This is a genomic window from Enterobacter sichuanensis (assembly GCF_002939185.1).
Taxonomy (GTDB): domain Bacteria; phylum Pseudomonadota; class Gammaproteobacteria; order Enterobacterales; family Enterobacteriaceae; genus Enterobacter; species Enterobacter sichuanensis.
On record NZ_POVL01000006.1, the window covers coordinates 82,293 to 95,235 of the forward strand.

At 56.7% G+C, this 12,943-nt stretch carries 12 protein-coding genes; 1 reads left to right on the top strand and 11 read right to left on the bottom strand.

The window, feature by feature from the left end:
* From ugpE to livK, 8 genes are all read right to left on the bottom strand, one after another.
* Positions 1-846: a sn-glycerol-3-phosphate ABC transporter permease UgpE gene (gene ugpE / locus C5687_RS04745; protein ID WP_047957533.1), complete on the bottom strand. Its 846-nt coding sequence runs from the start codon at positions 844-846 to the stop codon at positions 1-3.
* Complete coding sequence (ugpA, locus tag C5687_RS04750) at positions 843-1,730, bottom strand: sn-glycerol-3-phosphate ABC transporter permease UgpA (RefSeq protein WP_104556504.1); 888 nt, start codon at positions 1,728-1,730, stop codon at positions 843-845. Before ugpA ends, ugpE begins: the two co-directional genes overlap by 4 nt.
* A 156-nt stretch (positions 1,731-1,886) precedes the next feature.
* Positions 1,887-3,203 carry a sn-glycerol-3-phosphate ABC transporter substrate-binding protein UgpB gene (gene ugpB / locus C5687_RS04755; protein WP_045285563.1) on the bottom strand — a complete coding sequence of 439 codons (1,317 nt, stop codon included), beginning with the start codon at positions 3,201-3,203 and terminating at the stop codon, positions 1,887-1,889.
* 257 nt (positions 3,204-3,460) lie between these two features.
* Positions 3,461-4,174 carry a high-affinity branched-chain amino acid ABC transporter ATP-binding protein LivF gene (gene livF / locus C5687_RS04760; RefSeq protein ID WP_008500102.1) on the bottom strand — a complete coding sequence of 238 codons (714 nt, stop codon included), beginning with the start codon at positions 4,172-4,174 and terminating at the stop codon, positions 3,461-3,463.
* Between the two features lies 1 nt (position 4,175).
* The gene (gene livG, locus C5687_RS04765) at positions 4,176-4,940 is read right to left on the bottom strand and encodes a high-affinity branched-chain amino acid ABC transporter ATP-binding protein LivG (RefSeq protein WP_025757808.1); all 765 of its coding nucleotides are present in this window, start codon (positions 4,938-4,940) and stop codon (positions 4,176-4,178) included.
* The gene (gene livM / locus C5687_RS04770; RefSeq protein WP_104556505.1) at positions 4,937-6,214 is read right to left on the bottom strand and encodes a branched chain amino acid ABC transporter permease LivM; all 1,278 of its coding nucleotides are present in this window, start codon (positions 6,212-6,214) and stop codon (positions 4,937-4,939) included. Before livM ends, livG begins: the two co-directional genes overlap by 4 nt.
* Positions 6,211-7,137 carry a high-affinity branched-chain amino acid ABC transporter permease LivH gene (livH, locus tag C5687_RS04775; RefSeq protein WP_025757805.1) on the bottom strand — a complete coding sequence of 309 codons (927 nt, stop codon included), beginning with the start codon at positions 7,135-7,137 and terminating at the stop codon, positions 6,211-6,213. Before livH ends, livM begins: the two co-directional genes overlap by 4 nt.
* 46 nt (positions 7,138-7,183) lie before the next feature.
* Positions 7,184-8,293 carry a high-affinity branched-chain amino acid ABC transporter substrate-binding protein LivK gene (gene livK / locus C5687_RS04780; protein WP_025757804.1) on the bottom strand — a complete coding sequence of 370 codons (1,110 nt, stop codon included), beginning with the start codon at positions 8,291-8,293 and terminating at the stop codon, positions 7,184-7,186.
* 424 nt (positions 8,294-8,717) lie between these two features.
* On the opposite strand from livK, the gene panM reads away from it, so the two are divergent.
* The gene (panM, locus tag C5687_RS04785) at positions 8,718-9,107 is read left to right on the top strand and encodes an aspartate 1-decarboxylase autocleavage activator PanM (RefSeq protein ID WP_025758967.1); all 390 of its coding nucleotides are present in this window, start codon (positions 8,718-8,720) and stop codon (positions 9,105-9,107) included.
* A gap of 90 nt (positions 9,108-9,197) precedes the next feature.
* Here the strand turns inward: panM and livJ are convergent, their stop codons facing one another.
* The 3 genes from livJ to rpoH form a co-directional block, all read right to left on the bottom strand.
* Positions 9,198-10,298: a branched chain amino acid ABC transporter substrate-binding protein LivJ gene (gene livJ / locus C5687_RS04790; RefSeq protein ID WP_141237280.1), complete on the bottom strand. Its 1,101-nt coding sequence runs from the start codon at positions 10,296-10,298 to the stop codon at positions 9,198-9,200.
* Positions 10,299-10,495: 197 nt separating this feature from the next.
* Positions 10,496-11,761 (bottom strand): 4-aminobutyrate--2-oxoglutarate transaminase, encoded by a 1,266-nt coding sequence (locus C5687_RS04795; RefSeq protein ID WP_104556506.1) that lies wholly within the window; start codon positions 11,759-11,761, stop codon positions 10,496-10,498.
* A 137-nt stretch (positions 11,762-11,898) separates the two neighbouring features.
* Complete coding sequence (gene rpoH, locus C5687_RS04800; RefSeq protein WP_008500093.1) at positions 11,899-12,756, bottom strand: RNA polymerase sigma factor RpoH; 858 nt, start codon at positions 12,754-12,756, stop codon at positions 11,899-11,901.
* Between the last annotated feature and the right edge of the window lie 187 nt (positions 12,757-12,943).

Sequence of the window (12,943 nt, forward strand, 5' to 3'; positions counted from 1 at the left end):
TTATTTCTCGCTATCGACCAGGCCGCGGACAAACGCGCGCTGCATGGCTAAAACAATGACTACGGGTGGGATAAGGGTGAGCAGCATCGCCGCCATCACCTGGTTCCAGAGGGTGGTGCCTTCGCCGGTGGCAATCATGCCTTTGATACCTGCCACGGCAGTGCCGAGGTTGACGTCCTGAATAATCAGCAGCGGCCACAGGTACTGGTTCCAGCCGTAGATAAAGGTGATCACAAACAGCGCCGCAAGGTTGGTTTTCGACAGCGGCAGCACAATGTCGCGGAAGAAGCGCATCGGTGAGGCGCCATCGATCCGCGCGGCTTCAATCAGCTCGTCCGGCAGGGTCATAAAGAACTGGCGGAACAGGAAGGTGGCCGTCGCCGAGGCCATCAGCGGCAGGGTTAAGCCCGCATAGCTGTCCAGCATCTTGAGGTTGGCGATCACTTCCACCGTTGGGAAGATACGTACCTCCACCGGCAGCATCAGGGTGATGAAAATCATCCAAAAGAACAGGTTACGCAGCGGGAAGCGGAACCAGACGATGGCGAACGCCGAGAGCATCGATACCGTGATTTTTCCGACCGTAATGCCAAACGCCATGATGAAGCTGTTGAGCATCATCAGCCAGAACGGCGCGCTGTTGGCCCCCACGCCCTGGGTCCAGATGGTTTTCATGTTCTCGAGCAAATGCGTGCCTGGGATCAGCGTCATCGGCGTGTCGAACACCGCTTTGGTGTCCAGCGTGGCGGCGACAAACGCCACGTACAACGGGAACAGGATGACGATGATCCCCAGAATCAGCATGGTGTGGCTGAAAATCGTCAGCCCGCGACGGTTCTCAATCATTGGTAGCGCACCTTACTTTCAACATAGCGGAACTGCACCACCGTAAGGATGATGACGAGGAACATCAGCACGACGGACTGCGCGGCGGAGGCTGAGAGATCCAGCCCAGCGAACCCTTCGCGGTAGATCTTATAAATCAGCGTGGTGGTCGCCTGTACCGGGCCGCCGGCGGTGGCGGCGTCGATCACCGGGAAGGTGTCGAAAAAGGCGTACACGAGGTTCACCACCAGCAGAAAAAAACTCACCGGGGCGATCAGCGGCAGTGACAGCCGGAAGAAGCGACGAATCGGCCCTGCGCCGTCGATCGCCGCGGCTTCCACCAGCGAACGCGGAATAGACTGCAGCGCGGCAAAGAAGAACAGGAAGTTGTAGCTGATCTGCTTCCAAACCGAGGCAAACACCACCAGGAACATGGCCTGGCCGCTGTTCTGGGCGTGGTTCCAGTCGTAGCCAAACTCTGCCAGGAAATGGGTAATCAACCCGCGACCGGGGTTAAACAGGAAGATCCACAGCACGGCGGCGACGGCAGGCGCCACGGCGTACGGCAGCAGCATCAGGGTCTGATACAGACGGCTGCCGCGCACGACATAATCTACCAGCGCGGCGAAGAACAACGAGGCGACAAGGCCGCTGACGGTGACCAGCGCGCTGAACTTCATCGTCGTCCAGAAGGAATCCAGGTAGTAGCTGTCATGGAACAGCGCGGTAAAGTTGTCCAGGCCAACAAACTGGCTGGAGATTCCGAACGGATCAACGCTTTGTACCGAGTACCACAGCGCTTCGCCCGCAGGCCAGATAAAGAAGATAACGGTGATGACCAGCTGCGGCGCGACCAACAGGTACGGCAGCCAGCGGGAACGAAACACCGGACGGGATGAGGACATTGAGATTGGGTTCCTGAACAATGCCGGGTGGCGGCTACGCCTTACCCGGCCTACGGTTTCGGTTTTCTCCCTCTCCCCGTGGGAGAGGGTTGGGGTGAGGGCATCAGGCCGCATTCATCCGTAGGCCCGGATCGCTACGCGTCACCGGGCATTTTTTTACGATTTAGTCGACTGCTCAAAGCGGCGCAGCAGCTGATTCCCGCGCTCTACCGCGGAATCCAGCGCCTGCTGTGGCGTTTTCTTCCCGGTCCACACGCTTTCCAGCTCTTCATCCACGATGGTGCGGATCTGCGGCATATTGCCCAGGCGCAGGCCTTTGGTGAACGGCAACGGCGGCTTGTTCAGCATCTGGCGCGTCGCGATATCTGCGCCCGGGTTCTTGCTGTAGAAGCCCTGCTCGCGGGTCAGGTCATAGGCCGCTTTAGTGATCGGCAGATAGCCGGTCTTCTGGTGCCATTCGGCGGCGTTTTCCGGCTTCGCCAGGAAGTCGAGGAACTCGGCCACCCCTTTGTAGGTGCCCTTGTCTTTACCCTGCATCACCCACAGGCTTGCCCCGCCGATGATGGCGTTCTGCGGCGCGCCTTTCACGTCAGCGTCGTACGGCATCATGCCCACGCCGTAGTTGAATTTGGCGTAGTGACGGATATCCGCCAGCGAGCCGGAAGAGGCGGTGGTAATGGCGCAGTCACCGTTATAGAACTTCTCGGTGGATTCGTCTTTACGCCCGAAGTAGCTGAAGTCGCCCTTCTTGTTGAGTTCTTCAAGCAGCGCGATGTGCTTCACCTGCTCTGGCTTGTTGAATTCCAGTACCGCATCAGTGCCGTCGAAGCCGTTATTTTTGGTGGCAACCGGCAGGCCGTGCCAGGCGCTGAAGTTTTCAATCTGGATCCAGCCCTGCCAGCCGCTGGCGTAGCCGCACTTCATCCCTGCCGCTTTCAGCTTCGCGGTATATTCAGCCAGATCCTGCCAGGTTTTTGGCGGCTGCTCCGGGTCTAAACCGGCTTTTTTGAAGGCATCTTTGTTGTAGTAGAGCACCGGCGTAGAGCTGTTAAACGGCTGAGACAGCAGATGGCCGCTTTTGGAATCCGTGTAGTATCCCGCCACGGTTGGTACGAACCGGGATTCGTCGAAGTTGATACCCGCTTCTTTGAACACTTCATAGACCGGCTTGATGGCTTTCGAGGCCATCATGGTCGCGGTACCCACTTCATAAACCTGTAACAACGCAGGGGCGTTACCGGTACGGAAGGCGGCAATGCCTGCGCTCAGGCTCTGCTCGTAGTTCCCTTTGTATACCGGCACAATTTTGTAATCCGGATGGGTGTCGTTGAAACGCTGTGCCAGGGAGTCAACTTCTTTACCCAACTCCCCTTCCATGGAATGCCAGAACGGAATGGTCGTCACAGCCATTGCGTTCGTCGCAAAAGCCAGACCCAGTGCCAGACCCAAAGCTGTGTGTCGTAACGATGTCATTGTCATCTCTCTTATTGTGCCGGATGCGCGATATCACGCGTTTTATGCTCGCGAGGTAACATGACATGCTCGAATGACAGAAAAATAACTGTTTGTTTACAGATAAGTGACAACAAAAGGTCAGGGGGATGATGGTTGTGTGAAGGGGGTTGGGTGAGTGATTTAGGTGCGGTCTGGTGCCCTCACCCCGCCCCTCTCCCACAGGGAGAGGGAGAAAACACTAAAAATGGCAACGTGTGTTGCCATTTTGCTTTTACCTATCCCCCTAAATACGCACTCCGCACCGCTTCGTTCGCCAGCAGCGCGTCGCCAGTATCCTCAAGCACCACACGGCCGTTCTCCAGCACGTAGCCACGGTCAGCCAGCTTCAGCGCCTGGTTGGCGTTCTGCTCGACGAGGAAGATGGTCATCCCCTCTTTACGCAGCTGTTCGATGGTATCGAAGATCTGCTGGATGATGATCGGTGCCAGACCGAGCGACGGTTCATCCAGCAGCAACAGCCGCGGCTGACTCATCAGCGCGCGGCCGATCGCCAGCATCTGCTGTTCACCGCCGGACATGGTGCCCGCACGCTGGATGCGGCGCTCCCACAGACGCGGGAAGAGTTCGTACACCCACTTGATGCGGGTCTGATATTCATCGCGGTGGGCGAAGAAACCGCCCATCGCCAGGTTCTCTTCCACCGTCATACGCGAGAACACGCGACGTCCTTCCGGCACAATCGCCACCGCCTCACGCATGATTCTGGCGGTCTGCCAGTCGGTAATGTCTTTGCCATCGAACACAATCCGCCCGCTGGTGGCGCGCGGGTCGCCGCACAGGGTGCCGAGCAGCGTGGTTTTACCCGCGCCGTTGGCCCCGATCAGGGTCACGATTTCCCCCTGGTTGATATGCAGGCTGACGTCGTGCAGCGCCTGGATCTTACCGTAGTGCGCATTGACCTTATCGAACGTTAACATCGCTTTTTCCATCTTATGCCTCACCAAGGTATGCGCGGATCACGTCCGGGTTGTTGCGGATCTCTTCCGGCGTGCCGTTTGCCAGCGGCGTGCCCTGGTTGACCACGTAGATACGGTCAGAAATGCCCATCACCAGCTTCATGTCATGCTCAATCAGCAGAATGGTGGTGTCGTGATGATCGCGCAGTTCGGCAATCAGCTCGTCCAGCTCTTTGGTCTCTTTCGGGTTCAGTCCTGCCGCCGGTTCGTCGAGCATCAGGATTTCCGGCTGGGTCACCATGCAGCGCACAATTTCAAGACGACGCTGGTCGCCGTAGGCGAGGTTGCTCGCCTGACGGTTGGCGTGCTGAAGCAGGCCAATTCGGTCGAGCCAGGTGGCGGCGCGGTCGAGCGCTTCATCCTGCGCGCGGCGGAACGCCGGTGTTTTCAGCAGGCCGGAGAACAGCCCGGTTTTCAGCTGCTGATGTTGTGCTACCAGCAGGTTCTCAATCACCGTCATTTCGCGGAACAGACGTACGTGCTGGAAGGTACGCACCACGCCCATGCGGGCAATCTGCTGACCCGGTAAACCTTCGAGATGCTGGTCGCGCAGCATGATGGTGCCGCCCGTCGGCTTATAGAAACCGGTCAGGCAGTTAAAGACCGTGGTTTTCCCCGCGCCGTTCGGGCCAATCAGGGAGACGATCTCTTTCTTGTGCAGATCCAGATTCACGTTATTGACCGCCAGCAGGCCGCCAAAACGCATCATCAGACCGTTAACGGATAATAAAGGCTTCATGCCTGCTCTCCTTTCGCTTGCCCGTTCTTCAGCTTCAGCTGTGGACGGGTCATCGGCAGCAGGCCCTGCGGACGCCAGATCATCATCAGCACCATCAAACCACCCAGCATCAGCATGCTGTATTCGTTAAAGTCACGCATCAGCTCACGCGAGACCACCAGCAGAATGGCCGCCAGAATAACGGCAAACTGCGAGCCCATCCCACCAAGCACCACAATCGCCAGCACAAAGGCGGATTCGGCAAAGGTGAACGATTCCGGGCTGACGAAGCCCTGACGCGCGGCAAACAGCGTCCCGGCAAAACCGGCAAACGCGGCGCTGATGGTAAACGCGGTCAGCTTGATGCGGGTCGGGTTCAGGCCCAGAGAACGGCAGGCGATCTCATCTTCGCGCAGCGCTTCCCACGCACGGCCCAGCGGCATACGCAGCAGGCGGTTAATCACGAACAGGGTAATCACCACCAGCAGCAGCGCCACCAGATAGAGCCAGATAACGCGGTCGGACGGATCATATTTCACGCCAAAGAAGTTGCTGAAGGTGTCCCAGCCGCCTTCACGGGCGGTACGGCTGAACTCCAGACCGAAGAAGGTCGGTTTCGGGATCTGGCTGATACCGTTCGGGCCACCGGTCACTTCGGTGTTGTTGAGCAGCAGGATACGGACGATTTCACCGAAGCCTAAGGTCACAATCGCCAGGTAGTCACCACGCAGGCGCAGCACCGGGAAGCCAAGCAGGAAACCGGCGGCGGCAGAGACCAGCCCCGCCAGCGGCAGACAGGTCCAGAAGCCGAGGCCGTAATAGTGGTTCAGCAGCGCAAACGTGTAGGCACCGATGGCATAGAAGCCGCCGTAGCCCAGCACCAGCAGGCCGGAAAGCCCCACCACCACGTTCAGACCCAGACCAAGTATCACGTAGATCATGGTCAGGGTGGCGATATCCACCGTGCCGCGGGAGACCACGAACGGCCACGCCACCGCGACCACCAGCAGCGCCACGAGGAACAGCTTCTGCTTAACGGTCGAACCGTCAATTGCCGGCAGAACAAACTTCGGCCCGGAGACGCCTTTCAGCGTCTTCTGAAACAGCGGACGCAGCAGCTGGAACAGGAAGACGACCGCCGTGCCGATAAATACCCACTGCCAGCGAATGTCGGCAGCGGTGTCGACCACCAGCTTAGTGCCGTTCAGCTCTAACTGAACGCCCATAAAGACGCCCGCCAGCACGAAGAACATGGCGGCAGAGAGCAGCGCCATTGCAAAATGCATCGGTTTCATACTTTCTCTACCTCCGGACGGCCCAGAATACCGGTAGGCATCACCAGCAGAACCAGAATCAGCAGGGCAAACGACACCACATCTTTATACTCAGTGCTCAGATACGCCGAGGAGAGCGCTTCCGCCACGCCCAGGATCAGGCCGCCAATCATTGCCCCCGGAATACTGCCGATACCGCCCAGCACCGCCGCGGTAAAGGCTTTCATCCCGGCCATAAAGCCGATGTACGGGTTAATCACGCCGTAGAACTGGCCGAGCAGAACCCCGGCAACGGCCGCCATCGCGGCACCGATCACAAAGGTCAGGGCAATGACGCGGTCGGTGTTGATCCCCAGCAGGCTCGCCATCTTCAGGTCTTCCGCGCAGGCGCGGCAGGCGCGTCCCATGCGCGAGTAACGGATGAAGAGCGTCAGGGCGAGCATCGCAATGAAGGTCACCACCCAGATAACCAGCTGCATGGTGGTGATAGAGGCAGAGAAGTTTTCGCTGGCCCCCACAACCCACTGGCCGTTAAACAGGCTTGGCAACGCCACGTCGCGCGAGCCTTCGGTCAGGCTGACGTAGTTTTGCAGGAAGATGGACATCCCAATCGCGGAGATGAGCGCAATCAGGCGCTTGGAGCTGCGCACCGGCCGGTAGGCCACGCGTTCGATGCTCCAGCCGTAGGCGCTGGCAATCACAATCGCGCCGACAAACCCGGCGGCGACCAGCAGCCAGCTGCTGTCGATACCCATCATCATCAGCGCGGCGATGATCATAAAGGAGACATAGCTACCGATCATGTACACCTCGCCGTGGGCGAAGTTGATCATGCCGATAATGCCGTAAACCATCGTATAGCCGATGGCAATCAGCGCGTAGGTGCTTCCCAGCGTGACGCCGTTAAACATCTGCTGCAGGAAATAGAGAAACTGCTCGGACATATGCAAACCTTTTTATACCCGCCCGGCGGTCCGGGCGGTGGGATAATTATTTGGCGACCGAGGACGAACCGTCGGCGTGCCACTTAAAGACACCAAACTCAAATCCCTTCAGATCGCCTTTCTCATCCCAGTTCAGCGGCCCAATCACGGTGTTCGCCCCGTGCGCTTTTAAATCTTTCACCAGATCCAGCGGTTCTTTGCTGCCGGTACGATCCAGCGCCGTCGCCAGAGACTGTACGGCGGCGTAAGTGATCCAGACGTACGGACCGCTCGGATCTTTTTTCTGCGCCTTGAGCGCATCAACGATAGCCTTGTTGGCCGGATCCTGGTCATAGCGTTTTGGCATCGTCACCAGCATGCCTTCGGCGGCATCACCCGCAATGTTAGACAGGGAGGCGTTACCCACGCCTTCCGGCCCCATAAACTGGGTTTTCAACCCTACCGAACGCGCCTGACGCAGCATTTGCCCCATTTCCGGGTAGTAGCCACCGTAGTAAACGAAGTCGATATTCTCTTTTTGCAGACGGGCAATCAGCGCGGAGAAGTCTTTCTCACCGGCGGTAATACCGTCGAAGAAGACGATGTTTGCGCCGCCTTTTTTCAGGCCGTCCTGAACGGAACGCGCCAGGCCTTCGCCATACTGTTGTTTGTCATGAATAATGGCGATGCGCTGTGGCTTGACGTTTTCGAGGATAAATTTGGCGGCAGTCGGCCCCTGAGAGGAGTCCAGACCGGCGGTACGCATAATGTGCTGATAGCCGCGCTGGGTCAGCTCCGGGTTGGTCGCACCGGGGGTGATCATCAGAATGCCTTCATCTTCGTAGATATCAGACGCCGGCTGGGTGGAGGATGAGCACAGATGGCCGATCACGTACTGGATGCCATCGTTGACGATTTTGTTAGCGACCGCGACGGCCTGTTTCGGATCGCAGGCGTCGTCATATTCCACGCCTACCAGCTTGTCGCCTTTGATGCCGCCTTTGGCGTTGATGTCTTTGATGGCCTGGCGCGCACCGTTGAACTCCATGTCACCCCACTGAGCAACAGGACCGGACATCGCCCCTACAACCGCAACTTTAATGTCCTCCGCCATAGCGGCATGCGAGATCGACAGTGCGACCATCCCCGCGAGTATCGTCTTCGCGTTCCTTTTCATCTCTGAATCCCCATTCGTGATGTCGTGTTTATATTTTGTTTTATTATGGTTAAAAAGCATTCTGTACTTTTAATGAACAACGCTATTTTTACCAGTGCCTTTAATGGTTTAGCGCAGTTTTTTGTCAAAAACCAGACTAAAATCTCTATTTTTCAGGCGATTAAGCAAAGATAATATTCTGAAATCAGGCAGAGATAAACAACTAAAAGTGCAGTTTGCAGCATAAAATAACGGTACAAAGCGCCGAATAAATCACTACCATTCAGGTTAAAATTCTGCTTATTTTTCGATCCATGTGTTTTCAATCTGCCCATTGCGTTGTCAAAAAACTAATCACCTGGCGAATGAGAATAAAAAGAGGAAGCCGCTGAGCGAATAAATTGAGTACACTGCCCCTACTCAATTTGATTTGGACAAGTGGCTAATGAAACTGACTATCGTGCGTCTGGTGACCTTTAGCGACCAGGATCATATCGACCTGGGCAAGATCTGGCCGGAATATTCCCCTTCGTCGCTACGCGTCGATGAGACCCACCGCATTTATGCCGCGCGCTTCAACGAGCGCCTGCTGGCTGCGGTTCGCGTGACGCTAAGCGGGACAGAAGGGGCGCTGGACTCATTGCGCGTACGTGACGTTACCCGTCGTCGCGGTGTAGGACAGTACTTAATTGAAGAAGTGATTCGCACAAACCCGAATGTGACCTCATGGTGGATGGCCGACGTGGGGGTAGAAGACCGCGGTGTGATGGCGGCATTTATGCAGGCGTTAGGGTTTACGGCGCAGGAGAGCGGGTGGGAGAAGCGCCAGAGTTGATATGTGCGGCCTGATGCCCTCACCCCGGCCCTCTCCCACAGGGAGAGGGAGAAAACATTAAAAAAGGCAACTTACGTTGCCTTTTTGCTTTTATTTGGCGTCCGTCGCCGTGCCGTTAGCATGCCAGTCAAACACGCCGAACTCGAAGCCCTTCAGATCGCCCTTCGCGTCCCAGGAGAGAGGCCCCATAACGGTCTCGACGGTGTTCGCTTTCAGCCAGGTGGCAATTTCAGCTGGATCGGCTGACTGGTTCAGGCCCGCCTGCAGAGACTGCAGCGCCGCGTAGGTGGTCCAGACGAACGCGCCGCTTGGATCCTGTTTCTTCGCCTTGATGGCATCAACGATAGGTTTGTTCGCAGGGACCTGGTCGTAGTTCTTCGGCTTGGTCACCAGCAGGCCTTCCGCAGACTCACCCGCGATGTTAGACAGGGAAACGTTCGCCACCCCTTCTGGTCCCATAAACTGGGTTTTCAGACCGGCCGCGCGTGCCTGACGCAGGATCTGGCCCATTTCCGGGTGGTAGCCACCGTAGTAAACGAAGTCGATATTCTCTTTCTTCAGACGCGCAACCAGCGTGGAGAAGTCTTTCTCGCCAGCAGTGATCCCGTCGAAGAAGACGACGTTCGCATTTCCTTTCTTCAGACCCTCCTGCACCGCACGCGCCAGACCTTCACCGTACTGCTGTTTATCGTGAACAATGGCGATACGCTGCGGCTTCACTTTTTCAAGAATGTATTTTGCCGCGGTTGGACCCTGGTCAGAATCCAGACCGGTGGTACGCAGGGTCAGCTTGTAGCCGCGTGCGGTCAGCTCCGGTGCGGTCGCCGCCGGGGTGATCATCAGAATCCCTTCGTCTTCGTAGATGTCAGACGCAGGCTGCGTAGAGGAAGAACACAGGTGACCGATAACGTATTTGATCCCGTCGTTCACCACTTTGTTCGCGACCGCGACCGCTTGTTTCGGGTCACAGGCATCATCATATTTTACGATCTGCAGTTTTTCGCCCTTGATACCGCCCTTAGCGTTAATGTCTGCAACCGCCTGTTCTGCGCCAGTAAACTCCTGGTCGCCGTACTGCGCTACCGGACCGGACATCGCGCCTACCACAGCCACTTTGATGTCTGCCTGTGCCATGGTGCTGAATGCCAACGCGATACATCCTGCCAGTAACGCTTTACCCTTCATGTTCATCCTGAGATTCCCCATTATTATGGTTATTACGATTGTTGTGATGTTGTTGTGCAGCGCTTTATTTCAGTTATAGGTGTGCTGTTCGCGCTTTTTCAGCATACTCTGCTAAAACATACCCCATTTTTATGATTTTGGAATAGCAAATTTGAAATGAATATATGATAAGCCCGGCAGGGTGTTCTGCCGGGCATGTGGCTTTAACGTGTCAGCGACGCGGAGATAATGTCCAGCGCTTTACGGAACTGCACCTCGGGGATCGTCAGCGGATAGAGGAAGCGAATGACGTTGCCGTACACGCCGCAGCTCAGAAGCAGCAAACCTTCCTGCAATGCACGCTCCTGAACCTGGCGGGTAAATTCCGGCGAAGGCTGACCCGTTTGCGGGTCGTTAAACTCCACCGCCACCATCGAGCCCTGCGAGCGAATATCCGCGATATACGGGCAGTGTTCCTTCGCTTTGTTCAGCACCTCCACCAGGTGATGGCCAAGATGCGCCGAGCGGGTGCAGAGGTCTTCTTCATCAATCACATCCAGCACGGCATGAGCCGCGGCAATCGCCAGCGGGTTCCCCGCGTAGGTGCCACCCAGCCCGCCAGGCGCAGGCGCATCCATCACCTCAGCACGACCCGACACCGCCGAGAGCGGCATCCCGCCCGCCAGGCTTTTCGCCATGGTGATCAGATCCGGCTTCACGCAGTGGTGCTCCATTGAGAACAGCTTGCCGGTGCGGGCGAAACCGCTTTGCACCTCGTCGGCAATCAGCAAAATACCGTGGGTATCGCAAAGGGTGCGCAGGGCCTGCATAAAATCAGCCGGGGCGATGTTGAAACCGCCCTCCCCCTGAACCGGTTCGAGAATAATCGCCGCAACCTGATCCGGGGCGATATCCGCTTTAAAGATGCGTTCCAGGCTCTTTAGCGCCTCCGCGGTGCTGACGCCATGCAGTTCATTCGGATACTGGGCGTGATAAACCGAGCCGGGGAAAGGGCCAAAGCCGAGCTTGTACGGTGCGACTTTGCCGGTCAGCGCCATGGTCATAAAGGTACGGCCGTGGAACGCGCCGCCGAAGGTGATAAGGCCAGGACGTCTGGTAAAGGCGCGGGCAATTTTTACGGCGTTTTCCACCGCTTCTGCGCCCGTCGAGAAGAACGCCGTTTTCGCCGGGCCGTCAATGGGCACGCGTGCGTTGATACGCTCGGCAAGCGACACATAGCCTTCATACGGCACAATCTGGTAAGCCGTATGGGTAAAGGCGTGGAGTTGTTTTTCGATGGCGGCAATGACCTTTGGATGCCGATGGCCGGTATTCAGCACCGCGATCCCCGCAGCAAAGTCGATGTACTCGTTGCCCTCGATGTCCCACACCGTGGCGTTCTCCGCTTTATCGGCATAGAAGTTACACATCACGCCGATGCCGCGCGGCGTCGCCTGTAAACGCCGGTCGTTGAGTTCGTTATTTTTCACCCTGTCCCCCTGAGAAAGTCGCCTGCTTAGCGCATCAGTAAGTGTTTGCCAGGGGGCGGAAATTCGCCAGAGCGGGCGCTAAAAAAACAAAACCCCCGGACTTGGCATCCAGGGGTTCTCGTCATACTTCGCGGAAATTACGCTTCGATAGCGGCGCGAAGTTTTTTCATGGCGTTCTTTTCAAGCTGACGCACACGTTCAGCGGAGACGCCGTAGCGGTCGGCCAGCTCCTGCAGCGTGGACTTGTTGTCTTCGTCCAGCCAGCGGGCGCGGATAATATCCTGGCTACGCTCGTCCAGGCCTTCCATCGCATAGCTCAGCTTGTTCGCGGCCTGATCTTCCCAGTTATCCTCTTCGATGCCGTCAGCAAAGTTAGAGGTCTTATCCTGCAGATACAGAACCGGCGCCATTGGCTGGCTGTCGGAAGCATCGTCGTCAGAGGACATATCAAAAGTCATGTCCTGCGCGGCCATACGGGATTCCATCTCACGCACGTCTTTACTGGATACGCCCAGCTCGCGCGCCACCATTTCGACTTCATCCTGATTGAACCAGCCCAGACGCTGCTTGGTTTTACGCAGGTTAAAGAACAGTTTGCGTTGCGCTTTTGTTGTGGCGACTTTCACGATACGCCAGTTGCGCAGCACGTATTCGTGAATCTCTGCTTTGATCCAGTGCACAGCGAAGGAGACCAGTCGCACACCCACTTCCGGGTTAAAGCGACGCACAGCCTTCATCAGACCGATGTTACCTTCCTGAATCAAGTCCGCCTGCGGCAGGCCATAGCCCGCGTAATTACGAGCAATGTGAACAACAAAGCGCAGGTGAGACAGGATCAGCTTTTTCGCTGCTTCCAGATCGCCCTGGTAATGCAGCTTTTCAGCAAGCTCCTTTTCTTCCTCGGCCGTTAACATCGGCCAGGTGTTCGCAGCCCGGATATACGATTCCAGGTTACCAACAGGGGCTAAAGCTAAAGTTTGCATTTCTTTGGTCATTCATTCCTCTCAATGTTTCTTCTGGTCCTGGTTGTCCCCGTCAGGCAACAACCATGCCAAAGCGTTTGAGCAACGAGATTAGCATTCACTCTTTTATCAGACAGTGATTTTATCCACAAGTTCCAGGTGCAACGGTGAATAAATTACGCACAAAATGTGACATGGAGATGATAACAGGGGAAGTGAC